22 protein-coding genes and 1 tRNA gene are annotated in these 24,355 nt (G+C 60.7%); 8 read left to right on the forward strand and 15 right to left on the reverse strand.

The genetic code is table 11. From position 1 onward, the window contains the following. The first annotated feature begins 62 nt into the window (after positions 1-62). Together ACCO56_RS10665 and rnd are read left to right on the forward strand one after the other, a co-directional pair. Positions 63-1,295 (forward strand): MFS transporter, encoded by a 1,233-nt coding sequence (locus tag ACCO56_RS10665; RefSeq protein ID WP_433640387.1) that lies wholly within the window; start codon positions 63-65, stop codon positions 1,293-1,295. A 127-nt stretch (positions 1,296-1,422) separates the two neighbouring features. After that, positions 1,423-2,580 carry a ribonuclease D gene (gene rnd, locus ACCO56_RS10670; RefSeq protein ID WP_433640388.1) on the forward strand — a complete coding sequence of 386 codons (1,158 nt, stop codon included), beginning with the start codon at positions 1,423-1,425 and terminating at the stop codon, positions 2,578-2,580. 8 nt (positions 2,581-2,588) lie between these two features. Here the strand turns inward: rnd and ppx are convergent, their stop codons facing one another. Beyond that, positions 2,589-4,103, reverse strand: coding sequence for an exopolyphosphatase (ppx, locus tag ACCO56_RS10675; protein WP_433640390.1), 1,515 nt, complete (start codon positions 4,101-4,103; stop codon positions 2,589-2,591). Continuing rightward, entirely contained in the window at positions 4,100-6,307 is a 2,208-nt protein-coding gene (locus tag ACCO56_RS10680; RefSeq protein WP_433640392.1) for an RNA degradosome polyphosphate kinase, read from the reverse strand. The genes ppx and ACCO56_RS10680 overlap by 4 nt, the downstream gene beginning before the upstream one ends. Before the next feature lie 174 nt (positions 6,308-6,481). Here ACCO56_RS10680 and ACCO56_RS10685 point away from each other — a divergent pair, with 174 nt between their 5' ends. Beyond that, positions 6,482-6,727: a zinc-finger domain-containing protein gene (locus ACCO56_RS10685; RefSeq protein ID WP_433640394.1), complete on the forward strand. Its 246-nt coding sequence runs from the start codon at positions 6,482-6,484 to the stop codon at positions 6,725-6,727. A gap of 16 nt (positions 6,728-6,743) precedes the next feature. Beyond that, positions 6,744-7,982, forward strand: a complete 1,239-nt coding sequence (locus ACCO56_RS10690) for an FAD-dependent monooxygenase (protein WP_433640396.1) — start codon at positions 6,744-6,746, stop codon at positions 7,980-7,982. A gap of 24 nt (positions 7,983-8,006) precedes the next feature. Here ACCO56_RS10690 and ACCO56_RS10695 read toward each other — a convergent pair whose 3' ends face one another. From ACCO56_RS10695 to ACCO56_RS10720, 6 genes are all read right to left on the reverse strand, one after another. Next, the gene (locus tag ACCO56_RS10695) at positions 8,007-9,122 is read right to left on the reverse strand and encodes an alkene reductase (protein WP_433640398.1); all 1,116 of its coding nucleotides are present in this window, start codon (positions 9,120-9,122) and stop codon (positions 8,007-8,009) included. A 385-nt stretch (positions 9,123-9,507) separates the two neighbouring features. Beyond that, positions 9,508-10,311: an amino acid ABC transporter ATP-binding protein gene (locus ACCO56_RS10700; protein WP_433640399.1), complete on the reverse strand. Its 804-nt coding sequence runs from the start codon at positions 10,309-10,311 to the stop codon at positions 9,508-9,510. A 36-nt stretch (positions 10,312-10,347) separates the two neighbouring features. Then, positions 10,348-11,499 (reverse strand): amino acid ABC transporter permease, encoded by a 1,152-nt coding sequence (locus tag ACCO56_RS10705; RefSeq protein WP_433640400.1) that lies wholly within the window; start codon positions 11,497-11,499, stop codon positions 10,348-10,350. Between the two features lie 6 nt (positions 11,500-11,505). After that, the gene (locus tag ACCO56_RS10710; RefSeq protein ID WP_433640402.1) at positions 11,506-12,696 is read right to left on the reverse strand and encodes an amino acid ABC transporter permease; all 1,191 of its coding nucleotides are present in this window, start codon (positions 12,694-12,696) and stop codon (positions 11,506-11,508) included. Positions 12,697-12,763: 67 nt separating this feature from the next. Continuing rightward, a complete protein-coding gene (locus ACCO56_RS10715; RefSeq protein ID WP_433640888.1) occupies positions 12,764-13,792 on the reverse strand; it encodes an amino acid ABC transporter substrate-binding protein in 1,029 nt (342 codons plus the stop codon). Between the two features lie 273 nt (positions 13,793-14,065). Beyond that, entirely contained in the window at positions 14,066-14,734 is a 669-nt protein-coding gene (locus ACCO56_RS10720) for a phosphatase PAP2 family protein (RefSeq protein WP_433640403.1), read from the reverse strand. Between the two features lie 220 nt (positions 14,735-14,954). Between ACCO56_RS10720 and ACCO56_RS10725 the strand changes: the two genes are divergently transcribed. Continuing rightward, positions 14,955-16,127 carry a cystathionine beta-lyase gene (locus ACCO56_RS10725; protein WP_433640404.1) on the forward strand — a complete coding sequence of 391 codons (1,173 nt, stop codon included), beginning with the start codon at positions 14,955-14,957 and terminating at the stop codon, positions 16,125-16,127. Between the two features lie 633 nt (positions 16,128-16,760). On the opposite strand, the gene ACCO56_RS10730 is transcribed toward ACCO56_RS10725, so the two are convergent. The 7 genes from ACCO56_RS10730 to ACCO56_RS10760 form a co-directional block, all read right to left on the reverse strand. Continuing rightward, positions 16,761-17,528 carry a hypothetical protein gene (locus ACCO56_RS10730; RefSeq protein WP_433640407.1) on the reverse strand — a complete coding sequence of 256 codons (768 nt, stop codon included), beginning with the start codon at positions 17,526-17,528 and terminating at the stop codon, positions 16,761-16,763. Further along, the gene (locus ACCO56_RS10735; RefSeq protein ID WP_433640409.1) at positions 17,528-18,016 is read right to left on the reverse strand and encodes a Panacea domain-containing protein; all 489 of its coding nucleotides are present in this window, start codon (positions 18,014-18,016) and stop codon (positions 17,528-17,530) included. Before ACCO56_RS10735 ends, ACCO56_RS10730 begins: the two co-directional genes overlap by 1 nt. Positions 18,017-18,211: 195 nt before the next feature. Continuing rightward, entirely contained in the window at positions 18,212-19,078 is an 867-nt protein-coding gene (locus tag ACCO56_RS10740) for an HAD family hydrolase (RefSeq protein WP_433640410.1), read from the reverse strand. A 4-nt stretch (positions 19,079-19,082) separates the two neighbouring features. Further along, positions 19,083-19,709 carry a hypothetical protein gene (locus ACCO56_RS10745; protein ID WP_433640412.1) on the reverse strand — a complete coding sequence of 209 codons (627 nt, stop codon included), beginning with the start codon at positions 19,707-19,709 and terminating at the stop codon, positions 19,083-19,085. A 428-nt stretch (positions 19,710-20,137) separates the two neighbouring features. Beyond that, positions 20,138-20,214: transfer RNA gene (locus ACCO56_RS10750), tRNA-Arg, on the reverse strand. A 61-nt stretch (positions 20,215-20,275) separates the two neighbouring features. After that, complete coding sequence (locus ACCO56_RS10755; RefSeq protein ID WP_433640414.1) at positions 20,276-20,581, reverse strand: ETC complex I subunit; 306 nt, start codon at positions 20,579-20,581, stop codon at positions 20,276-20,278. Between the two features lie 156 nt (positions 20,582-20,737). Next, a complete protein-coding gene (locus ACCO56_RS10760) occupies positions 20,738-21,637 on the reverse strand; it encodes a hypothetical protein (protein WP_433640416.1) in 900 nt (299 codons plus the stop codon). A gap of 570 nt (positions 21,638-22,207) precedes the next feature. On the opposite strand from ACCO56_RS10760, the gene ACCO56_RS10765 reads away from it, so the two are divergent. From ACCO56_RS10765 to ACCO56_RS10775, 3 genes are all read left to right on the forward strand, one after another. Continuing rightward, complete coding sequence (locus tag ACCO56_RS10765; RefSeq protein WP_433640418.1) at positions 22,208-22,528, forward strand: hypothetical protein; 321 nt, start codon at positions 22,208-22,210, stop codon at positions 22,526-22,528. Positions 22,529-22,640: 112 nt separating this feature from the next. Beyond that, positions 22,641-23,744: an inositol-3-phosphate synthase gene (locus ACCO56_RS10770; protein WP_433640419.1), complete on the forward strand. Its 1,104-nt coding sequence runs from the start codon at positions 22,641-22,643 to the stop codon at positions 23,742-23,744. Then, a complete protein-coding gene (locus ACCO56_RS10775; protein WP_433640421.1) occupies positions 23,741-24,340 on the forward strand; it encodes a histidine phosphatase family protein in 600 nt (199 codons plus the stop codon). Before ACCO56_RS10770 ends, ACCO56_RS10775 begins: the two co-directional genes overlap by 4 nt. The last annotated feature ends 15 nt before the right edge of the window (positions 24,341-24,355 follow it).

Genomic DNA, 24,355 nt, shown 5'->3' on the forward strand with positions numbered 1-24,355 from the left:
CGCATCGCGTCGGCAAGCCCATCGGACTATAGACGAATCAACCGCGTTCAGGCCGCACCCGAATGTCCACCATTCGCCCGCTGATTCCGCTTCTGGTCGCTGCAGGCTTCCTGCTCGGCGGCAATGGGCTCCAAGGCACGCTGATCGCGCTGCGCGGGGCACAGGAAGGCTTTTCGCCGGGCGTCATCGGCTTCATGGGAACGACCTATTTCGCCGGTTTCCTGCTCGGTTGCCTGGCGATCACGCGTATCATGAAGGCCGTCGGCCATGTCCGCTCCTTTTCCGCCCTGGCGGCGATCGCCTCGGCGGGAACCCTGATGCTCGTGCTCGTCATCGATCCGATGATGTGGTCGGCGATCCGTTTCGCCACCGGCTTCTGCTTCGCCGGGCTGTTCACGATCATGGAGAGCTGGCTGAACTCGGGCGCATCCAATGACGGTCGCGCCCGGTTGCTCGCCGTCTACCGCATCATCGACATCGGCTCGGTGACGGGCTGCCAATTCCTGATTCCCGTCTTCGGCGCTGGCGGCTTCACCATTTTCGCGATCATGTCGATCATGATCACGCTGTCGCTCGTGCCGGTTTCACTCGGAGACCGCACCAATCCGAAACCGCCAGACGATGTGAAGCTCGATCTCGCAAGGGCCTGGCGCATTTCTCCCCTAGCCGCGATCGGATGCATCGCAGTTGGTGTCACCAACAGCGCCTTCCGCACATTGAGCCCGGTCTATGCCGAACAGATCGGCATGTCGGTAGCCGACGTTGTCACCTTTGTGAGCGTCGGAATCATCGGCGGCGCCATCATCCAGTATCCGCTGGGTTATCTGTCCGACCGGTGGGACCGGCGCAAGGTGCTGCTCGTGACGACGGCCTGCGCAATGATGGCGGCGCTCGCCCTGGCGTTCCTGGCAGGGAGCAACGTCGTCACCAATTTCGCCTTGGTCTTCATATTCGGTTCGTTCGCCATGCCGCTCTATTCACTATCAGCGGCGCATGCGAACGACCGCGCGGACAAAGGAGAGTTCGTGCTGGTCAATGCAGCACTGATGCTCTTTTATTCCGTCGGTGCGATCGGCGGCCCGTTCGTCGCAGCCGAAATCATGGAGCAGTTCGGCCCCTCCTGGCTCTTCATCTTCAGCGCTTTCGTCTACGCCGTCTTCATCGTCATCATCTTCTACAGGATGGGTGCACGCCCGCCGGCGAGCCGGCGCGGGCGTTTCATTGCGCTGCTGCGCACCTCGACCGTTTTCGCTCGCCTGGCCCGACGCAACGGTGACGGCGACAAGAAGGGCTGAGGGGGCGAACGCCCGAGCCGCCGTCAGGCGGATTCCACAGGCTTCGGCTATTTCTTGGTCCTGGCTGGCTTGACGACGGCGATCTGTGCTGAAATGGAGACAGGATACCATTTCGCCAAAGATTTTCATGGAATTGATAACAACACAGAAAGAACTCGAAAGCGTCGTTGCCGAACTCGCAAACGCGGACTTCGTCACCGTCGATACCGAATTCATCCGCGAAACGACGTTCTGGCCGGAGCTGTGCCTGATCCAGATGGCCGCCCCCGGCGTGACCGCCCTCGTCGACCCCCTATCACCGGCGCTCGACCTGAAGCCATTCTTCCAACTGATGGCCAACGAAGCCGTCACCAAGGTGTTCCACGCGGCGCGCCAGGATATCGAGATCATCTTCCATCTTGGCGGGCTGATCCCGCATCCAGTCTTCGACACGCAGGTCGCCGCAATGGTCTGCGGCTTCGGCGACAGTGTCTCCTACGACCAGCTCGTCCAGAAGATCACCGGTGCCCATATCGACAAATCCTCACGCTTCACCGATTGGCGCCACCGGCCGCTGTCCGAGAAGCAGCTCTCCTATGCGCTCGCCGACGTGACGCATCTGATCGACGTCTACGCGTATCTCAAGGCAGAGCTGGAGCGCGAAGGCCGTGCCCATTGGCTCAACGAGGAGATGGAGATCCTCACCGCCCGCGAGACTTACGATCCGCATCCCGAGGACGCCTGGAAACGTCTCAAGATGCGGCTGCGAAAGCCCCAGGAGCTCGCCATCGTACAGGCCGTGGCAGCCTGGCGTGAACGCGAGGCGCGGGAGCGCAACGTGCCGCGCGGCCGGGTGTTGAAGGACGATGCGATCTACGAGATCGCTCAGCAGCAGCCCCGCGACGCGGCCGCGCTTGCCCGGCTGCGCACCACGCCGAAAGGCTGGGAACGCTCGTCGACCGCGGCATCGCTGCTCGCGATCGTCAACGCGGCGCTGGAAATCCCGAAAGAGCAGATGCCCAAGCTGCCAAGGCCGCAGCAGGTCCCCGAAGGGTCGAGCGCGGCAGCCGAGCTGCTCAAGGTGCTGCTGCGCCTGATCGCCGAGAAAGAGGGCGTTGCGGCGAAGGTGCTGGCATCCGGCGACGACATCGATCGGATCGCCGCCGAAGGCGAAGCGGCCGACGTGGGGGCCCTGCATGGCTGGCGGCGCGAGGTGTTCGGCGAGCAGGCGCTGAGGCTCGTGCGCGGAGAGCTTGCGCTGCGTTTCGAGCGGCGCAAGATCGTAGTCTTCGAACCCAGCACCTGACGGGTCGCTCAGTCCCCGACGACCAGTTCCAGGCTGCGCCCGGTGAGCTTGGCGAGCTGCGCCAGCCGTCCGGCGGGCCGCTCCCCGTTCAGGCCGGCATGCGCCTTCGGAATCACCAGTGCCAGTCCGCCTCCGGGACGCTCTTGCCATTTCAGCGTCGGGATGACTCCAGGCATCGATGCCGAAAATAGATAGGCGACGCGCAGCACGGCACCGAGCAGCCTCGCCCGCTCCACGTAACGCGGCGTGGCCAGCATCCGCATTTGCGGAGAAATGGCGTCATCGAACACGCCTTCGTGCCGGAAGAGATTGGCGAGCGCAATGAAGGCGCGGCCCGGATGATCGACGCCGATGAAGGAGGCGTGGGCGATGATGTTGAGCGACTGGGTGCCACGATATTCGGGATGTGCACGCCAGCCTATGTCGGCAAGCAGGCATGCGGCGCGCCGGTAGCGCGCCTCGTCCTCGGTTTCGCTGATGCCGAAAGCCTGGAATGTCGTGCCGGTCCACTCGGCCAATTCATGGGCATGGGTCGCCGACCTCGCTCTTAGCACCGCCAGTTCCTCGGACGCGGAAATGAGCGGATCCTTCAACTGCTCCTGGCGCGGCAGGAGTGAGAACAGGAAGCCTTCGCGCACACCGAGCGCCGATATGATGATCTTGGAGGGCTTCTGCGCGGCGATGATTTCCTGCAGCACGGCCGCCCCATAGGGCAGCAGCGCGCGGCGGCTCTTCGAGACACGTTCGATGCCCGTCATCTTCTCGATTTCACCGCGTGCGACCTGCTTCAGAAAGTCCGCCGATTTCTCGACGTCCATCTCGTAGTGGTGCATGACGGCGAGCGGATAGTCGATCGCGCTCATATGGAGGCGTGCAAGGTTTCGCCACGTTCCACCGACCGCATAGAATGGCCGTCCCTCTCCCCCTTTCAGGAGCTTCGCTCTCGTGAGTTCCTTGCGGGCGATACGGCTCGCCATTGCCGGCGAGTTCTTCGACATGTCCTGGAGCCGCAGCCCGCCCAGAGGCAAGGTGATGCCGTCGCCTATGACTTCTCCATCGATGTCCACCAGCTCGAGGCTGCCACCGCCGAGGTCCCCGGCGATGCCGCTGGCCGGGTGAAAACCGGAGATTACGCCGAGCGCAGAATAGAATGCCTCCTCGCGACCGCTGAGCACCCGGATCTCGGTGCCGAGGATCTCCTCGGCGCGATGGATGAAGTCCATGCCGTTCTGCGCTTCGCGCGCCGCGGCGGTGGCGATGACATAAAGCTGTTCGGCGCCCGCCTGTTCGGACAGGGCGCGGAAGCGGCGGAACTCCTCGACGGCCCGCTTGACGGCCTCGGGATCGAGTTTGCCGGTCGTCACGATGCCGCGACCGAGGCCAGCCAACATTTTCTCGTTGAACAGGATGGTGGGCGAACGGGCTATGCCTTCATAGATAACCAGGCGAATCGAGTTCGACCCGATGTCTATGACGGACAGCGGCCGACGATCCTGAAGTCGGCCCTGAGAATTTGCGATCATACTTTACCGGCTGTTTGCGCTTTTTTCTGCCGCTTGAATTGCGCTATGCGCTTGGGGGCATGGGATTTCAGGGCGCCGCCTCGCCCGGAGAGGCTCGGATTCGTCATGAAATATTCCTGCGCGTTGAACGGTTCTTCGCCCTCGTCCGGCACGACCCGGCGCGAGGTTCCATCTGGCAATACTTCGAAACTTTGCTGATTGTCCATCACGTTTCCGAGCATGATCTGCCCGAGCACCTGCTCATGCACGGTCGGATTGGTGATCGGCACCAGCGTCTCGACCCGGCGGTCGAGATTGCGCGGCATGATATCGGCCGAACTGATGTAGACGATCGCCTCGTCGGATGGCAGGCCATGGCCGTTCCCGAAGCAGTAGATACGGCTGTGCTCGAGAAAGCGGCCAACGATGGATTTGACGCGGATGTTCTCCGACAGGCCGGGCACTTGGGGCCTGAGGCAACAGATACCCCGCACCACCAGGTCGATTTCGACGCCGGCACTGCTGGCCTCGTAGAGCGCGTCGATGACGATCGGATCGACGAGCGCATTCATCTTCATCCAGATACGGGCCGGACGGCCTTCGCGCGCGTGTCTCGCCTCGTCTGCGATATGCCCCAGGATACGGCTTCTCAGCGTGAAGGGAGAGATCGCAAGCCGCATTTCCTGTGCCGGCTCGGCATAACCGGTGATGAAGTTGAAGATCTGCGCGACATCCCGGGCGATCGCGGGATCGGAGGTGAAATAGGAAAGGTCGGTATAGATACGGGCGGTGATCGGGTGGTAGTTGCCGGTCCCCAGATGCACGTAGTTGCGCAGGCGCTGGTCCTCGCGCCGGACCACCAGCGACATCTTCGCATGGGTCTTCAGTTCTATGAAGCCGAACACGACCTGCACGCCGGCGCGTTCGAGATCGCGGGCCCAGCGTATGTTCGCTTCCTCGTCGAAGCGCGCCTTGAGTTCGACCAGCGCGGTTACCGACTTTCCCGCCTCGGCCGCGTCGATGAGGGCACGCACGATCGGGCTGTCGTTCGACGTGCGATAAAGCGTCTGCTTGATCGCCACCACATCCGGGTCCGCGGCGGCCTGACGCAGGAACTGCACGACCACATCGAAGGATTCGTAGGGATGATGGACGATTATGTCCTTCTCCCGGATCGCGGCGAAGCAATCGCCGCCATGCTCGCGGATGCGCTCTGGAAAGCGGGGATTGTAAGGGGTGAACTTCAGATCGTCGCGAGCCACCGCTACGATCTCGGAAATCTGGTTCACCGCCAAGGGTCCCGTCAGCACGCTGATGCGTCCTGCCGAAACGCCGAGTTCGCCGGCCACGAAACCGCGCAGCACCTCCGGCATGACGTTGTCGAACTCGATGCGGATCACCGAACCACGGCGCCGCCGCTTCAGCGCCGTCTCGAAAAGGCGCACGAGATCTTCCGCTTCTTCCTCCACCTCGATGTCGCTATCGCGGATGATGCGGAAGGTGCCGGATCCCTTGACCTCGTAACCGGGGAAGAGCTTGCCGATGAACAGATTGACCGTCTCTTCCAGGGTGATGAAGCGCACGCTGTCCTTGCGATCGGGCAAGCGGATGAAGCGTTTCAGCGCGACCGGCAGGCGCAGCAGGGCCGTCATCTCCTCTCCGTTCTTGAGATGACGCAATTGCAGCGCGATCGAGAAGCCGAGATTGGGGATGAAGGGGAACGGATGCGCCGGATCGATGGACAGGGGCGTGAGCACGGGAAAGACGGCTTCAAGGAAGTGACCTTCCAGCCAGGCCCTGTCGTCGCGCGACAGAGCGTCCGCAGCAACGCTCTCGATGCCTTCGGCCTTCAGCAACTCCATCAGATTCGAGAGGATCTTCTGCTGGTCCTCCTGCAGCCGCTCCACTTCCTCCAGCACCTTGTCGAGCTGCTGTTCGGGTGTGCGCCCATCCGGGCTTTTCATGGCGATGCCTTCGCGAACCTGGCCGGCGAGGCCGGCTACGCGCACCATGAAGAATTCGTCCAGATTGGTGGCCGAGATCGACAAGAAGCGCACCCGCTCGAGGAGCGGATGGCTCGCGTTCTGCGCCTGTTCGAGCACCCGACGATTGAACTGGAGCCAGGAGAATTCGCGATTGACGAAACGGTCCGGATTGCCCTCCGGATCGCCCGGCGCGGCTGCGACGGTCACGAATTCGGTCTGGACAGGCTTCAGTTCGGTCATCTCTTACAGATCCCCTCGCCGGCACTTCGCGATCCGGCCGGCATTTACGCGCAATCTATCTCCTGGCAGCCTTTTGCGACAGTTTGATTTCACACGGCTTGCATTGAATGCTCAGATGATACAAACCGGCGGCAAAGTTCCGATCGCGCTCCGCGATCATTCCCGGAGGTTGACATGGCCGGTGGCTCCATACCGCATTTCCAGAACGATGCCGGGCACGCCGTCATCGAGATCGGCGTCAAGGAATTCATGTGCGTGGGCGCCAATCCGCCATTCGACCACCCGCATGTCTTTCTCGACATGGGCGCCGACGCGGAGAAGGTCTGCCCCTACTGCTCGACCCTGTTTCGCTACAACCCTGCCCTGAAAGCCAGCGAGACGCGTCCGGACGGCTGCCTGTATCTCGACCGGGCCGCCTGATCCGGTCTTCGTCGCGATGACACGCTCCCGGCGCATCATCGTTGCCGGAGCGGGTATTGCCGGCCTCACCGCGGCACTCGCCTTCGCAGCCGAGGGTTTCGACGTCGAAGTTTATGAACGCGCGCCGAGGCTTGAGGAAACCGGCGCCGGTCTTCAACTGTCGCCAAATGCCACGCGCATCCTTGCCACGCTCGGCGTTCTCGACACGCTTTTGCCGGACGCCGTCGAGCCCGCGGCGGTCGTGCTGCGGGATGCGCGGACCCTGTCCGAGGCGGCTCGCGTTCCGCTCGACAAGGCCAGAGAACGCTGGGGCGCGCCCTATCTCGTCGCACACCGCGCCGACCTGCAGAGCGCCCTGCTCTCCCACGTCCTTGGCCATGGTCGTATCCGCCTCGTCACCGATGCCGAGGTGAACCATATTGCGGTCGAGCTCGGCGAGGTGGCCGTATCGATCCGGCGAAACGGCCTGAGCGAGAGAGCGAGAGGCGACCTTCTCGTCGCCGCCGATGGCGTGTGGTCGTCGATCCGGGCGCTCACCGGAGGCACAAGCACTTTTGCGGGCGACCTTGCGTGGCGCACCACGCTGCAGGTGGGCAGCCCGGCGGGAGAAGCCTTCGCACGAATTGCAGCCGCCAATCTCGTTACCGCCTTCATGCATTCTTCGGCGCATCTGATCGCCTATCCCATGCGGGGTGGCCGATCGATCAATCTTGTCGCCTTGACGAGAAACGTCGCCTTGAAGGGCATCGCGCCGGCCAAGGCTGATCCTCGCCTATTGGCGGACGACCTGCGCGGAACCGCTTCGGCGATCGCGCGCCTTCCGCATGAGGCCGGGCCATGGACGCTTTGGCCCCTCCATACTGCGGACGCTGCCTCGTGGACATCCGGCGGCAGGCTCGCGCTGATCGGCGACGCCGCTCATGCAATGACACCCTTCGCGGCGCAAGGCGCCGCGATGGCGATCGAGGATGCCGCAGTGCTCGCCAAGCTCGTGGCGTCCATGCCCGACGATCTGCCGAAGGCTCTGGAACGCTACGAGGCGTTGCGCCGCCCGCGCGTCGCGAAAGTGGCCCGGCGCGGCGCGTTCAACCGCTTCACCTGGCATGCATCGGGGCCGATCGCGCTGGCGCGGAATTTCGTCCTCAAGGTGCTCCCGTCCGAAAGGCTCGCATCAGACCTCGACTGGCTCTATGGCTGGAGCGTAGCCGATGCAGCGCAGGAACCGTGGGACCCGCAGCCCCATCACATTTCATGAGGTGTTTCCCCGGACGCTGCCTCGTCAAGCTGCGGTCGGATAGTCGATATAGCCTTTCGCGCCGCCGCCATAGAACGTAGCCTTGTCAGGTACGTTCAACCCGACATTGTGCCTGAACCGGCCGACAAGATCGGGATTGGCAATAAAAAGTTTTCCGAACGCGACCAGATCGGCGTAGCCTTCCCCGACGGCTTTTTCCGCCAGTTCCTTGTCGTAACCGTTGTTCACCAGCCAAGCTCCGTGTCCCCCCGACTTGCGATAGGCGGCCTTGAACGCGGCGTAATCAAAAGGCTTGTCGCCTTGCTGGAAATCCCTTGCGCCGCCCGTCGCCCCTTCGACGACATGGAAATAAGCCAACCCACGGCGGCCCAAGCCGGAGGCCACGTGATCGAAAAGAGGCTGCGGTTGCGGATCTGAAGCATCGTTGGCGGGTGTCACCGGTGAAAGCCTGATGCCGGTGCGGCCAGCGCCGACTGCGGCCGCGACCGCGTCCACCACCTCGAAGAGAAAGCGGGCCCGGTTCTCGATCGAGCCGCCATAATTATCCGTGCGGTGGTTGCTGCCCGACCGCAGGAACTGGTCGATCAGATAGCCGTTGGCAGCGTGGATTTCGACCCCGTCGAATCCCGCCTCCTCGACTGCTGCCTTGGCGGCCCGCCGGTAGTCATCGACTATTCCCGGGATCTCGCCCGCATCGAGCGCTCGTGGCTCGGATGTCTCAGCGAACTCGCCGCTGCCGTCCGGCTTGATCAGAAAGGTCTTGGATTTCGCGCGAATGGCCGACGGGGCTACAGGTTTGCCACCGCCGGGTTGCAGCGAAGTATGCGAGATGCGGCCGACGTGCCAGAGCTGCACCACGATCTTGCCGCCCGCTTGGTGGACCGCGTCGGTCACGCGTTTCCAGCCTGCAAGCTGCTCCGGTGTATAAAGTCCAGGCACATCGGCGTAGCCTTGTCCCTGCTGGCTGATAGCCGTGGCTTCGGTCACGATGAGACCGGCCGTGGCGCGCTGCCGGTAATAGGTGACGGAAATGTCCCCCGGCACTGCATTCGGCGACCGATTGCGTGTCAATGGAGCCATGACGATCCGATTCGCAAGCGTGAGATCCCCGGCCTTCAGCGGATCAAAGAGAGTCGTCATGAGAATGCCTTTCATGCATGGATTAACGCGGCTATTTGCCTTGCCGGCGTCTCCGCAAATCGCTTCGACCGAAGCCAAGATCTCGAATGCGCGTTCGGGCCTAGCCGTTCCCGAAAGCATTCCTAGTTCAGCCTGCGTCGAAAAGGGAGACAAACCTTTCCATCTTCGTCACGGCTCGGAAAACACACCTCCCGCATCTCGTTCCCAATTGGGCGTTTGTTGCAGGTCGACAGACTTGGATGGTTCTACTGAACGCTCGCTTGCCAAATGAACCGTTGGAGCACCCCGGAACGTGGCACGTCCATTCGGAGCTCACACCGTTCAATCCCTCGGGTTCAGCTGCATTTGTGCGGCGCTAGCTGATCCCAGGGAACCGCGCAATGGCTCAGTGCAGGATCTGGCTGAGGAAGAGCTTGGTCCGCTCGTGGCGGGGATGGTCGAAGAACTCGGCCGGCGTGTTCTGCTCGACGATCTGGCCGGCATCCATGAAGATCACCCGATTGGCGACCTTGCGGGCGAAACCCATCTCGTGCGTCACGCACAGCATGGTCATGCCCTCCTCGGCCAAGCCCACCATCGTCTCCAGAACCTCCTTGATCATCTCAGGATCGAGCGCCGATGTCGGCTCGTCGAACAGCATGATGCGCGGGTTCATGCACAAGGAGCGGGCGATCGCAACGCGCTGCTGCTGGCCGCCCGACAATTGCCCGGGATATTTGTTGGCCTGCTCGGGTATCTTGACCCGCGTGAGGAAATGCATGGCGATCTCCTCCGCCTGCTTCTTCGGTATCTTGCGGACCCAAATCGGCGCCAGGGTGCAGTTCTCCAGGATCGTCAGATGCGGGAACAGGTTGAAGTGCTGGAACACCATGCCGACCTCGCGACGGACCTCGTCGATCTTCTTGAGGTCGTTGGTCAGTTCCTTTCCGTCGACGACGATCTTGCCTTTCTGATGCTCCTCCAGCCGGTTTATGCAGCGGATCAGTGTCGACTTGCCCGAGCCCGATGGGCCGCAGATGACGATGCGCTCGCCTCGCATCACCGTCAGGTTGATGTCCTTCAGAACATGGAATTCCCCGTACCATTTGTGCATGCCGGCGATCTCCACCGCCACCTCGGTGTCGGAGATCTGCATCTTCGATCGGTCGACCTTGATCTCGTCCGCGCTTACGGCGTTCTCGGTTGCCATCGTTGGTTCCCTTTGGATGTTTTTTGTTGTTTTACGTCATCTACGATAGCTCGTATCGAGCCGGCGCTCCATGAAAATGGAGTAACGCGACATGCCGAAGCAAAAGATCCAGAACACGAATCCGGCAAAGACCAGTCCTGTCATCGGTGTCTGAGCCGTAGCCCACGCCGTATCCGAGAAGCTCTGGCGAACGATACCGAGCAGATCGAACATGCCGATGATCGAAACCAGGCTGGTATCCTTGAACAGGCCGATGAAGGTATTGACGATGCCGGGTATGACCAGCTTCAGCGCCTGCGGCAGGACGATCAGCCCCATCTTCTGCCAATAGCCCAGGCCGAGCGAGTCCGCCCCCTCATACTGGCCCTTGGGGATCGCCTGCAGCCCGCCGCGGATTACTTCCGCCATATAGGCTGAAGCGAACAGCGCCACGCCGATCAGCGCCCGCATCAATTTGTCGAAGGTCGTGCCCGGCGGCAGAAAAAGCGGCAGCATGACGCTCGCCATGAACAAGACGGTCACCAGCGGCACCCCGCGAACCGTCTCGATGAAGACGACCGAAAACATCTTCACCACAGGCAACTTGGATCGCCGGCCGAGCGCCAGGATTATGCCGAGCGGCAGCGAGACCGATATGCCGACATAGGAGAGGACCAGCGTGACGAGCAGTCCGCCCCACAGCGCGGTCTCGACATGCGCCAGGCCGAACCAGCCGCCCACCAGCAGAATGAAGGCTACGACCGGAAACACGCCGAAGAATAGGATAGCGTTCAAGCCCTTGTACGGAATACGCGGGATGAGCAGCGGCACCAGCAGGGCAACGAAGAGAATGCCGACGAGGATGACGCGCCAGCGTTCGTCGACCGGATAACGGCCGAACATGAACTGCTCGAACTTCGCCATCACAAAGGGCCAGCACGCGCCCGACCAGCCGTCCGGCTGGATCCCCCCTTGCGCGACGGTGGCGCAGAAGGTGCGGTCCGTGCCGATCCATGCAGCATTGAAGAACGCCCAGTCGAGGAATGGTGGCAGGATGAAGGCGACCAGCAGAAGTCCCAACACGGTGAGTGCGGCGTCCCACGGCGAGGCGAAAAGATTTTTGCGAAGCCAGGCCGGCAGCCCACGCTCGCCGCGCGGCGGCTTCTCGATCGCGGCCATTTCGGTGCGCACGTATGAGAGATCACGCATCGCTGCCTACCTCTCCACCAGCGCCATCCTGGCGTTGAACCAGTTCATGAAGGCCGAGGTCAACAGGCTCAGCCCCAGATAGACCACCATCCAGATCGCGACGACCTCGATGGATTGCCCCGTCTGATTGAGGATCGTGCCGCCGACGGCAACCAAGTCGGCATAGCCGACGGCGATCGCGAGCGATGAATTCTTCGTCAGGTTAAGATATTGGCTGGTAAGGGGCGGAATGATGATGCGCAACGCCTGTGGCACGATCACCAGCCGCAAGGCTTGCCTCGGCCGCAGGCCGAGCGCCAGGGAAGCCTCGGTCTGCCCCTTGCTGACGCCGAGGATTCCGGCCCTGACGATCTCGGCGATGAACGATGCCGTGTAGAAGGACAGGGCCAGATAGAGCGCGATGAATTCCGGCTTGATCTGGAAGCCGCCCGTCAGATTGAACGTGCCCTTCTGCGGATATTCGATGGAGAGTGGAAAACCGGCGGCAACGAAGGCAAGCAACGGCAGCCCGACGATCAGGCCGATGGAGGTCCATAAGACCGGGAATTGTTGGCCTGTTGCCATTTGGCGGATGCGAGCCCGCCGCGCCACGAACCAGGCCATGGCGACGCCGAGAGCCAGCCCGACCAGGAGCAGCCATGATCCAGGTTCCCAAACCGTCCTCGGCAGAAAGAAGCCGCGGCTGTTCAAATAGGAGTCGAAGGGCAGCGCTATGCTGTCACGCGGCAGCGGCAGGACCGACAGGACCCCCAGATACCAAAAGAAGATGACGAGCAGTGGCGGAATGTTGCGGAAGACCTCCACATAGACGGTGCAGATCTTGCGAATGAGCCAATTCTTCGACAGGCGGCCGATGCCGACGAGGAAACCGACGATCGATGCGGTGACGATGCCGGTGACGGCGATCAGGAGCGTGTTCAGCAGGCCGACCACCAGCGCCCGGGCAAAGGTGGAATCGGAAGAATACTGGATCAGCGTCTGGCTGATGTCGAAGCCGGCCCGCCCGCGCAGGAAGCCGAAGCCGGAAGCGATGTTGGCGCGCCTCAGATTCTCGAGTGTGTTGCCGACGATCCAGTAGATGAAGATGACCAGCGCGGTGAAAACGAGGATCTGATATATGAGGCCGCGGATCCTCGGATCGTTGAGCAATGGAACCCGCGCGGGTTCGTCATGCCGGATGGTTTCGTGTGTCGCCATCGGTCCTCCCCCCTTCTATGCGGGAACCGGAAGGCGCATACCGCGCCTTCCGGTGTCGATCTTGCGATCAGCGGATCGGGGGCGCGTACTGCAGGCCGCCCTTGGACCATTGGGCGTTGATGCCGCGGGCAATTTTCAGCGGGCTGGCCGAGCCGATGTTGCGCTCGAAAATCTCGCCGTAGTTGCCTACGCCCTTGACGATGTTCACGACCCATTCGTTCCCCAGGCCCAGGTCGGTTCCGATCTTGGTGTCGGCCTCCTCGCCGAGCACGCGTTTTACCTCGGGGCTGCCATTGGCCTTCATTTCCTCGACATTTGCTTGAGTGATGCCGAGTTCCTCGGCGGTCAGAAGGGCGAAATGCACCCATTTGACGATGTCGAACCATTGGTCGTCACCCTGCCGGACAGCCGGCCCGAGCGGCTCTTTCGAGATGATCTCGGGAAGAACGACGTGATCGTCCGGCGCGGCAAGCGTCAGGCGGATCGCGTAAAGGCCGGACTGATCGGTGGTGTAGACATCGCAGCGCCCGGAATCATAAGCCGCATTGACCTCTTCGAGCTTCTCGAACACGACCGGATTGTACTCCATCTTGTTCGCCTTGAAGTAGTCGGCGAGATTGAGTTCGGTCGTCGTGCCCGCTTGTACGCAGACGGAGGCGCCGGAAAGCTGCAGAGCCGAGTTGACGCCCGGCAGCTTCTTGGCGTTGATCATGAAGCCCTGGCCGTCATAGTAGTTGATGCCCGTGAAATTGAAGCCGAGCGCGGTATCGCGGCTGATCGTCCAGGTCGTATTGCGCACGAGCACATCGATCTCGCCCGATTGCAGCGCGGTGAAACGCTCCTTCGCGGTCGTCGGGGTGTATTTCACCTTGTTCGGATCGCCGAAAATGGCCGCGGCGATCGCCTTGCAATAGTCGACATCGAAACCGGACCATTCGCCCTTGTCATTCGGTGCCGCGAAGCCAGCCAAACCGGTATTGACGCCGCACTGCACGAACCCTTTGGCCTTGACGTCGTCAAGTGTCGCGCCGGAAGCGACCGAAGCGCTAAGTGCCAGCGCAGCGACGCCCAGCATTCCTGTCAGAACGTTTTTCATACCCACGACCCTTTTCTTTCTCTTTTTCCGGAACCAAGCCCAGTTATCGGTGCGGAAGCAGCATCCTGCTCCGGTTATTCGGAGCCTTTATTTATACTTGCAAAAACGGTGCCTGTGCTCCCCTCCCACTCAACAAATTGCATCGAAAGCGATTATTCGGCTCTGGTCAAGTACGAAAGCCCGAGCTGGCCCAACAGGCGCCAAGCAGCCTCGTCAAAGGCCAACAGCCGGGCGAAATCCGTGCAGCGGGCGCTTAATCAATGAGCCAGCGGGCTATTTTTTCAACAGCCCGATCACGGAGGGGAGCAGCTTTCCCTCCTGCAGGCGGAACACCACGCCGCGCGTCGCGAGGAATCGCGCGAGCGCGAGGGTGAACAGCACGCCAAGCAGGAAGCCCGTCATGACATCCGAGGGATAGTGCGCGCGTGCGGCGATGCGCGTTGCGGAAAAGAACAGCCCGGCCAAAATCAGCAGAACAGTGAAGCGGGGATACCAGAGTATCAATATGCCGGTCACGGCCCCGACGGTCGTGGAATGGCCGGAGGGAAAGCTCGCGAAGGCGTAGCCCACCGAAAAAGGCTCGAAATGAAAGGCGCCGTGCTGCTCGAAAAGGATCGGCCGTGCCCGCCCGAAAAAGATCTTCAATATGTTGACGAGGATCCCCGACAACGCGACTGCCGCGAAGCTGAAACCAGCCTGTCCGAAGAGCATAGCCAGGCGCGAACGCCCACGCATGCCCGCTCGTGTCCAGTCCGCGAAGCCGGCCAGAAGGAAGATCGCGGCCGCCGGCACCAGATACCATTGCGAGCTTCCCACATCGGTAGCGTGGGCCATCCAGCCGATCCAGGCCGCGTCGCTTGCGCGCACGAAGGCCGTGACACCGGCATCGGTCAACGCCGCTGCCGCGGCGAGGATCAGGCCGACGAGCGCAATAAACGTCATCTGAGGCGTCCAGACCTTGCCGCCGGGAACGTTCGGCCTGTTCCAGAGACGATAGTGAGCACCGCCAATTGCAGCAGCGAAACGGCGATGCGGGCCCGACGCCGTTTCGCCTTTGACATGCGCTGCGCGGCTCCCTCGGCCCTTGCCGGGTTTCCGTCCCGGTTGCGCTGTCGAGGGCTCCCCCTTATGCGTAGCTTTTTTTGGAGACAGGTTGGGCTTCATGGCTAAGAGCGAAAACGTGAGCAAGGGCATCAACACGCGTCTTGCCCATATGGGCAACGATCCACACGCCTATTTCGGATTTGTCAATCCGCCGGTGGTGCATGCATCGACCGTGCTGTTCCGAAGCGCCGAAACCATGGCGAACCGGAACCAGCGTTACACATACGGGACGCACGGCACGCCGACAACCGACGCGTTGGCTGCGGCGATGGACGAACTGGAAGGGTCGGCCGGCACAGTGATCGTTCCCTCGGGTCTCGCGGCCGTGGTGCTTCCAATGCTTGCTTTCCTGTCGGCGGGCGACCATGCATTGATAACGGACTCCGTTTACGCCCCCACCCGCAACTTCGCCGACACTATGCTGAAACGCTTCGGGCTCGAGATCGAATATTACGATCCGTTGATCGGTGCCGGCATATCGGCGCTCATGAAGCCGAACACGAAGGTGGTCTTCACCGAATCGCCCGGCTCGAACACTTTCGAGATCCAGGACATTCCCGCCATAGCCGACGCCGCCCACGCCGGCGGCGCGGTCGTTCTGATGGACAATACCTGGGCGACTCCGCTCTATTTCAAGGCGCTGGATTTCGGGGTCGACGTATCCATCCACGCCGCCACCAAGTATCCGGCCGGCCACTCCGACGTGCTGCTGGGGACGGTTTCGGCCAATGCCGCCTGCTGGCCGAGGCTGCACGATACCTTCCGCGCCATGGGTTGCTGCGCGGCGCCGGACGACGTCTATCAGGTTCTGCGCGGTCTGCGGACGATGGGGGTGCGCCTGGAACGTCACCAGGAAAGCGCCCTCGATATCGCCCGCTGGCTGGAGCGGCAGCCCGGCGTGGCCCACGTCCTCCACCCTGCCCTGGAAAGCCATCCTGGGCATAAGCTTTGGAGCCGCGATTTCGCTGGCTCGAGCGGTATCTTTTCGGTTGTCCTCAGCGGCGGCGGCGCCAAGCAAGCTCACGCTTTCCTCGACGCGCTGGAGATCTTCGGGCTTGGTTATTCGTGGGGCGGGTTCGAAAGCCTCGCGGTTCCCGTTTTCCTCGGCGACAGAACGATTGCAAAGGCACCTGCCGAGGGACCCGTCATTCGGCTGCAGATCGGGCTGGAGGATGTCGAGGACCTGAAAGCTGACATTGCGCGCGGCCTTGCCGCGGCAGCCGGTGCTTGAATTTCGAGCCACTGCATCACCGCCCGCTCTGCAATGCGCAAAGCATCGCCTCCCGGCGAAAACCGCCGGGACAATTCCACCCTCGCGGCCGATAGGCCGTCAGAACATGGCCGAGAACGCTGTCGCCAATACAAGCGACACGCAGACCAGCACCAATGGGGCTATAGCATTGTCGACGTTCATCCCCGTACGTCCTCCATGCAGCCATCCCCGCCTGCATTGGATCGGCACCGGATCGCTGCACTCCTCGCGATCCAGCCGAGCACCCTATTAATTTTTCGTTAATATGTCCGAAATGGGGCGCCCGCGTGGCGACTCGCAGTTGCGCAATCGGCAACAGATGGTCGAAGCCCTTTCACGATCTGCGAGCTTATGGCCGAGTCGCCCATGTGCGCCGCCCTGAGACGCAGAAAAGAAAACTTTTGAAATCAATGGGTTGAGATGGCGAACCGCCACAGGCGATGATGATAACTACATCTACGCTATAGCCCTTTAAATGAACGGCATTTGGGCTATCGCTTGGACAGATGATGGCGCTGATCCGCGTGTTGGAGCAGGCTAGATGATGGCCTACGGTGCCGGTGGTGTGTATCCGAGCGATGAGTGCGGCCGCCGTCCAGCTACCGATACTCCTTATTTCTTCGGAGTGAACAGATCGCCCATATCCGCAACGACGGTTGGCGATGCGGTCTCGCCCGGTTCGCGTTCGCGATGCCACTCCTCTATCAAGACCCGTCGTGCTTCGTCCCGCGCCTCTAGAAACATGTGAATGCAATCGGCAAGCTGTCCGCCAGAGAGTTGCTCATAGTCGCCCCGTTGCCAAATCTCGGGCGAACGCTGTTTCTCCTCACCACCCCTCGGAAAGAACAAGAACTCGGCGGGACCATCTTGATAGTCGGTAAGAGAGAGGAAGGCGTCCTCGCATATCGTAACCAAGAGGCGGCGCTGCATGAGGGTTAAGGCCAGCGTGCTCCAGCCACACACGAAGATCGGCAGGAACTTCCCACCTTCGCGGATCACGGAGAGCGGGGCAACGGGAACCTGAACTTCCCGTGACACCAAAAAATGTCCACGCTCGAACTCGATTGGATTCCTGGCAGCGTATCCACGTTCACCATCGTGCGCGAAGAATGCCCTGACGAGTTCTTCATTCTGGCCCTTCCCCGCTGGAGCACCGCCGCGTTTAACTATCTCGATTGCAGTGGCCAGATCGATGCCCAGCTGGATGCGATCTTTGATCGCCGCGTAGCCAGTCTGGTAAGTGAATGAGGGAATGCCCTTTGCGAATGACAAAATAGATTTAGTTGTTGAAGGAACGTCCGCGCCTATGAAGCGAACCCAATTGGGTCCCGAAGGCGGACGGTCAAGCTTGGCGATGATCTTTGCGTAGTCCTTTGCCATCAGTGTTTCGCCGTCTTCTGATACCACTCCCGAATGAGATCATCCGAGATTTTCATGGTAGGGTTGGCTCGATTGTCGTGGTTCCATGTCGTGTCCCACGGCCCGCCTTCCACGTGCGATTGCGCCACTAGTGCGCCGGGAGACATCGCAATATACTTAGGGATGACGGCGCGGAGAAAAGTCTCTTCCTCGGCATGCAGCTTACATGAAGCAGTTAAACGGTGGCCTGTCCGGGGATCAATGCATGTCGCGCGCGAGGCGATGTAGTTGTCTCCGAAGGTCTTGAACTGATGATACAGCTCGCGAAAAACAGGTCCGTGGGTCCAAGCCTCGATCTTCGCGGTTACAAGCGGGCGTTCAAATGTAGCTAGAAAATCTGCGTGCAGAAAGTAGACGATCTTGTTGATGTGAAGGTTGGAGATACCCCGCCCTTCGCCATCTGCGAAATCGAGCACGTAGTTGGCAATCGCCCTCACGTCGTAGGCCATACCGGATAGCTAAGCTATTCCCGTTTTGTTCGCAACGGCTACAAGGCGGTTTCCCCAAGTAAGGGGGGCTTCCAACCGGAGGGTAAGGGCGCTGTAGCAGGCAGATTTTGAAAACTGAAGCGAACGCCATCGTCAAAGCGATGACGAGCAGACGCAGAGATTTTTGTCCCTCGATTCCTACCCAAGCCGTGGCGCTTAGTTAACTTGTTTCACCGCAATCACCGATAAAACCTCACCGAATGTATGCTCAAGGGTGAAGTCGGGCTTTACGTCGGCAGCTTCGCGTGACAGCAGCCGCTCCCGTGCGACGTCGTCGGGTGTCCAATGCGAGACGCGTACTAGGCGATCATAGGCATCGCGATCATGTCGGGTGCCATACTTTGCCCAGATAGCTGTTACCTCAGCACGCTTCGCCATCATCATGTCCCGAACAATGCTGTCGCCGACATAGGCAGCGTCGTGCGGATGAGCGCCTTCGCGTTCGCATATTTCGAGCAGAACGTCCTGATTTGGCTTACGTTGATGATGCGACAACTCAAAAACCTTCCTCATGGGGAACTGAGAAAGATACTCGGAAGACGAGGTGCCGTCAGGATGGATAGAGGCGGATCGTTCACGACAATAGATGTGAGAAAAATAGGGTGTGAGATCGAGTCGGGTAAGTCGATCCACGACCGCGTAGAGCTTGCTTTCAGTATGCGCGACAAGGCGTATGTTGTGTTCGCGCAACTGATCCAGCGTGCTGCGCACAGTGGGATAGAGTGCGAGCCGACGTTTTCTCGTGGAGTTGAATGCGTGCATTGCCGGATCAATGATCTTTGCGATCTCGCCAGAGTTTTTTCCCGGAAAAAGACGTTTTATGGTCTTCGTTTCCAGCACAGCAAAGGGATGCTCGGCGTCATGGTGCTGACGGTGCACATCTCGAAAGTCGTCTAGAAGTTCCTCACGGTCGCAGCCAGTGATGCGCACCACCTCATCAGCCATCGCATAGAAGGCTTCAACGAAGTAACCCACCCAATCGTAAAGGGTGTTGTCTAGATCGCATATCAACAGCCGCTTCATCGGCTCACTCAGTTTCCGATTGGAGGTCATTCGCGGGCACGGTGTTCACCTCTTCTCGTGTTGCCGAAGCAGCTGGGTCCCCTTGAACGGAGATGTCACCGACACCCTCGACCACCGCTGGTTCTGACTGCTTCGCCTCGTGAACAGGAGGTTGTGCAAGGTTATCGATCAGCAGAAGGGCAATCGCCGAAGCAAAAAGAAATGCGCCCGTTACGTTGTAAAACCGACGTATCTTACTTTCGGCGGTCACTTGGCTTTTGCCGGTGTATTGGTATCTCTGTCCAGATTTGTCGACCGCAGCATCATTGTGTCGACTATAGTGAGAGATCGCTTGGGTCATGCCCTTCTCAAGCTGGAAGATCGAACTCATATAATTCTTTTCGAAGTCCTCTCCGAAGGTGACCGCGCCTCGCAACATCCGATGGTATACGTTGAGATCCAGCCCTCGCACGCCCCATAGAGCAAGTAGTCCGGCCAGCATCAACAAAACACCTACATGGACCTTCCACGTCCAAACGGTCAGTGCGAAGTCATCGCCGCGTGCGATCATCACCACTGCCACGCCGAGCGATGCCGCCACGAATGTGAGGCCAAGCTGCCGTGATTTTCCAGACATTTCGTTGAAATGCATCTGGGTCTCGACCGCCTTTTTCCAAATCTCTATGTAGCGATCCTTGTCAGTTTCGGTGGGTGTCGCGCTACCCGGCCCGACTTCACCCGCGCTGCCCCTCCCTTGTTGCGATCATTCATGACGCCTAAATGACAGGTTGACATCATTCTAGTTTGCCTTGACCGACGCAACCTTAACTAGTGGATGCCCCCCGCACGGCACGCTGCTCTTGCAGCCCCGTAGCCCATAAGCTTTTACCCGTAGTCCAGTTCTGTTGCGCCGCATGCGCCTCAAGTCCGCCTTGAGAACGGATAGCGGAACTCAGACAAAACGATTGGGCTGTAACGTACAATCGGCGGTGATCGGTGGTGCATATTCTGCACGGTGGAAGCTGCGGCAATCGGCGGTAGCCGGCGGAGTATCGCACTATGGGGGCGATCGGCGGAATGTGGCGATCCCGGCAGGATTCGAACCTGCGACCATCGGCTTAGAAGGCCGGTGCTCTATCCAGCTGAGCTACGGGACCGTCGGCACCGGCAGGGGCCGGTGCTGGGGGTTGAAGGGCGGCCGCGGCCGGCCGAAAACGCTTAATGGGTCCAGGGTGTCCTGCGGTCATAGCGGAAATTCTCCGCGTAGGAAATCTGCCGCCGCTTGGCTTCCTTCGGCATTTCGACACGATAGGAGATGCCGTGCTTCTCGGCATAGGCCACGGCCTCTTCGCGCGAGTTGAACGTCAGCCGAATTTGGCTCTTCATATCGGACGAGCTGGTGTAACCCATCAGCGGATCGATCTTGCGCGGCGTCTCGGGATCGAATTCCAGTACCCAGTAGCCGGTCTTTCCCTTTCCGGACTGCATCGCCGTCTTGGCGGGGCTGAAAATGCGTGCGGACATGTCTCTCATTCCTTGCTTCGGCGCGAGGCGCCTCGACCTGAAGGCGTCAATACTGTGCATTGCGCCCAACGGCAAGCGGCAGAGCAACGAGCATGACGGACAAGTCGAACACCGCCCCATTTCTCTATGCAAGCTGGCGGCGCCCGGAAGGCAGGTTCAAGCCATGATCTCCAGCGCTCGTCTGTAACGCAGCGAAAAATCGGCCAACCTGGCCTGCTCGGCGCCTACAGCCGCTTCAGCAGCAGTCGTCCACAGTCCCAGTTGAAAAGCGAGATAGGAGATCTTCAGGACCGCAAGAAGACCAGGGTCGATCGGCTGACCGCGACGTTCCCCCACCAGCCGGCATAGCTCGTCCGTTTCGCTTTCCGAAAGTTCGTGTTCGACGACAGCCCCGGCGATATCCCAGGTGACGTCCTGAGCGCCGACAAGGTCATGTCCCGCACTGTGGTCGAGCGCATCGGCTTTTATCAGCTGTCCTTCGTCGCTCCGAATCCATTCCCATGTGTGGAGCCGATTGTCGCTGTCGATCCTGCGGACTTTGCTTTCAAGGCGCAGCCCGTTTCGCAACAAGGGCGCATATCGGTCTGCAGCCCGCGTACCGATTGCACATCCGATATTGTGCAAGGCCATTTGCACCAGTCGCTCCAAGGGTGCACCTGGCAAAGAAGTCTGAAGACGGGTCGCTCTGAACCCCAGATATCTCGCGATAGTTTCTATGAGGCAGAAGCGATCGTCGCCCCGGTGTATCGCCCGACCTTCAATCCACCGTTGGACGATAAAGCCATAACAGAGCCCCGCGACCTCCGGGCCCAGCCCCGCCTCGGCCAAAGCTCGCGCAACGCGCAGCTTGCGCTCGCCCTCCTGTCCAAGCCCCGCGAACTTGACCAACCACTTGGATCCGCCCGCGCGGGCCAGGAATTTGCGCCGTTCGAAGCGTGCATCCACCGGGGGCCACGCCCTCCCGTCGACACAAGCAATGCGACGCCAGGCGCCCGCCGAAATATCCTGCAGCGGACAATCCAGAGGCCCGATAAGATCCTCGACCCATCCCTGCAACGAATTCTCCCCGCTTCGAGGCGTCAGGAACAAGGTGTCGAAACCAACGACGTGGCGAGGCGCTTTGCGCCACCGCCTACGGATTGCGGCTGTTGCCTGCGCTCCGGGTTCGCCATCATGGCTGGGAAAGAAATGGACATTCCGTTTCACGATTCCGCAGCTTTCCAACCAATCCGACGCCGCTGCGAACGAACTGCCCGACAGGCCTGGGCCCTCATCCACGACTGCGCATGGGATATCGGGCTGGGCAGCCAATTCGGCCGTCAATTCCGAGGCAGTCTCGAGCTGACGCTGAAAGGGGTGTCCTCTTGGACGCACGGTGATCGGCGGCTCTGCTCCAAGCGCCGCAGCCACCAACCCGGCCAGACCAGCCCCGATACTGCGGATGCCGACGACGCGTGTCTCGGGTCCCAATCCTGAAAGGCGTGCCGCAGCCAGATAGCTTTCCGGATACAAAGCATAGAAGGCGTAGCCCTCCGCCCGCCGAAGGCGGATCGGATCCGGCCAGTCCATCTCGCCGAGCAAATTCCCGATCGCCGGCAGCAGAGGCGAAAACCGTCGAAATCCTGCATGTTGGGACCGATCTACCGCCTTGGCAAGGAGGACGAGGAGTCGGCTCCCTGCATCTTGGCGGCGGGAACGGCCGTCATAGCCGCGCTGGTCGGCTTCGGCGTCGGCAATGCCCTGAACAAATTCACTCGCCCGCAGGAACGCATCGACCAGAACAGCATGCCGCTCGATGCCGGTTGGCTCTTCCCCTACCGCTTCGACAAGTTCGATAATCGATCGTCGTATGGCCCTCGGGCACTCCCGGCGCTCCAAGTCGCCATAGATCAGCATTCCATGCCTCCTTCATGCCCGACCGTCCCAACGGCGAAGCCGAGACTTTGATCCCGCATATCCGCATTTTGGCCCTCCTGGTTCGGCAACCCAGGCAGGAGGTGGAACAAACAATTCGCTCATCTGTTCGGCGCGGGAACGAACCAGCCGATGGCGGTAATCAATGCGATCCACAAAAGTTCGAGTCGGCCTTGTAGGTGTCGGGAATTGTGCCTCGTCTCTGGTCCAAGGGCTTACCTATTACCGGGAGGCGCAAGGCAATGAGCCGATTCCCGGCTTGATGAACGCGGATTTGGGCGGCTACCGCATAAGGGACATCGAGATTTCCTGCGCTTTCGATATCGCCGAGGGAAAGGTCGGCCTCGATGTTTCGGAAGCGATCTTCGCGGCGCCAAACAATACGTTCCGCTTCGCCGACGTGCCAGCCACGGGTGCTCGCGTCGAGAGAGGCATGACACTGGATGGCATCGGCAAATATCTCCAGAACCAGATCGAGGAATCCGAGAGGCCGGTGGCGGATGTCACCGCGATTCTCCGCAACAGCCGCACCGATGTCGTCGTCTGTTATCTGCCGGTCGGGTCGGAACGCGCGGCCGAGTGGTATGCCGAAAGAGCACTGGAGGCGCGGTGCGCATTCGTGAATTGCATCCCGGTATTCATCGCATCGCGGCCCGAATGGCGCCAGCGTTTCGAAAGCCATGGCCTGCCGGTCATAGGTGACGACATAAAAAGCCAGGTCGGCGCCACCATCGTGCACCGGCTGCTCGCCAATCTCTTCCGCGAGCGCGGCGTCAGGCTTGACCGGACATATCAGCTGAATTTCGGCGGCAATACCGACTTCCTCAACATGCTTGAACGCGAACGCCTGGAATCGAAGAAGATTTCCAAGACGCAGTCGGTGATGAGTCAGTTGGATGTTCCCCTCGGCGCGGAAGACGTACATGTCGGGCCGAGCGACCACGTGCCATGGCTCACCGACCGCAAATGGGCTTATATCCGCCTGGAGGGCACGACCTTTGGCGGCGTTCCCCTCAATGCCGAACTGAAATTGGAAGTCTGGGATTCGCCCAACTCCGCCGGAGTGGTGATCGATGCGGTTCGTTGCGCCAAGCTCGCGCTCGATCGCGGCCTCTCCGGTGCGTTGGTCGGTCCTTCAAGTTACTTCATGAAGTCTCCGCCCCAGCAGTTCACCGATGCCGAAGCTCGCGAGCGCACGCTGCGTTTCATCGCCGGGCAAGATGAATTTCTTCTCGGTGCTGCGGAATGACTACGACCTTCTTCCTGGTCAGGCATGCTGCGCACGATAATGTCGGCCTATTCCTTGCTGGTCGCTGCAACAATGTTTGCCTGGGCACGAACGGACGCGCCCAAGCCGAGCGGCTGGCGGAGCGCATGCAACGCGAACGCTTCACGTCCGTCACCTCGAGCCCTCGTGAACGCGCCCGGGAAACCGCGGCCGCGATCGTCGCCGCTTCGCAACAAATACCGCTTTCTATCAGCAACGAACTCGACGAGATCGATTTCGGGTGTTGGTCGGGCAAGACGTTCCAGGAACTCGACGAAGACGCCGAATGGCGCCGCTGGAATGCTGAGCGCAACGAGGCAAAAACACCAGGTGGCGAGACGATGTTGGATGTCGAGCGCAGGATCTTGACGTGCATGCGCGACATTGCAGCCGCCCATCCGAACGAAGGAGCGGTGCTCGTCAGTCACGCCGATGTCATCAAGGCCGCCGTGTGCCACGTGCTGGATCTCCCACCCGAACACGCCTTTCGCTTCGATGTCGACCCTGCCTCGATCACCACCCTGGTCATGGGTGGCTGGGGAGCCAAACTTCTCTGTCTCAACGAAACGGTGTGGTGAATGGAAGGGGCGGAA

The organism is Mesorhizobium sp. 1B3 (assembly GCF_050958605.1).
Classification (GTDB): domain Bacteria; phylum Pseudomonadota; class Alphaproteobacteria; order Rhizobiales; family Rhizobiaceae.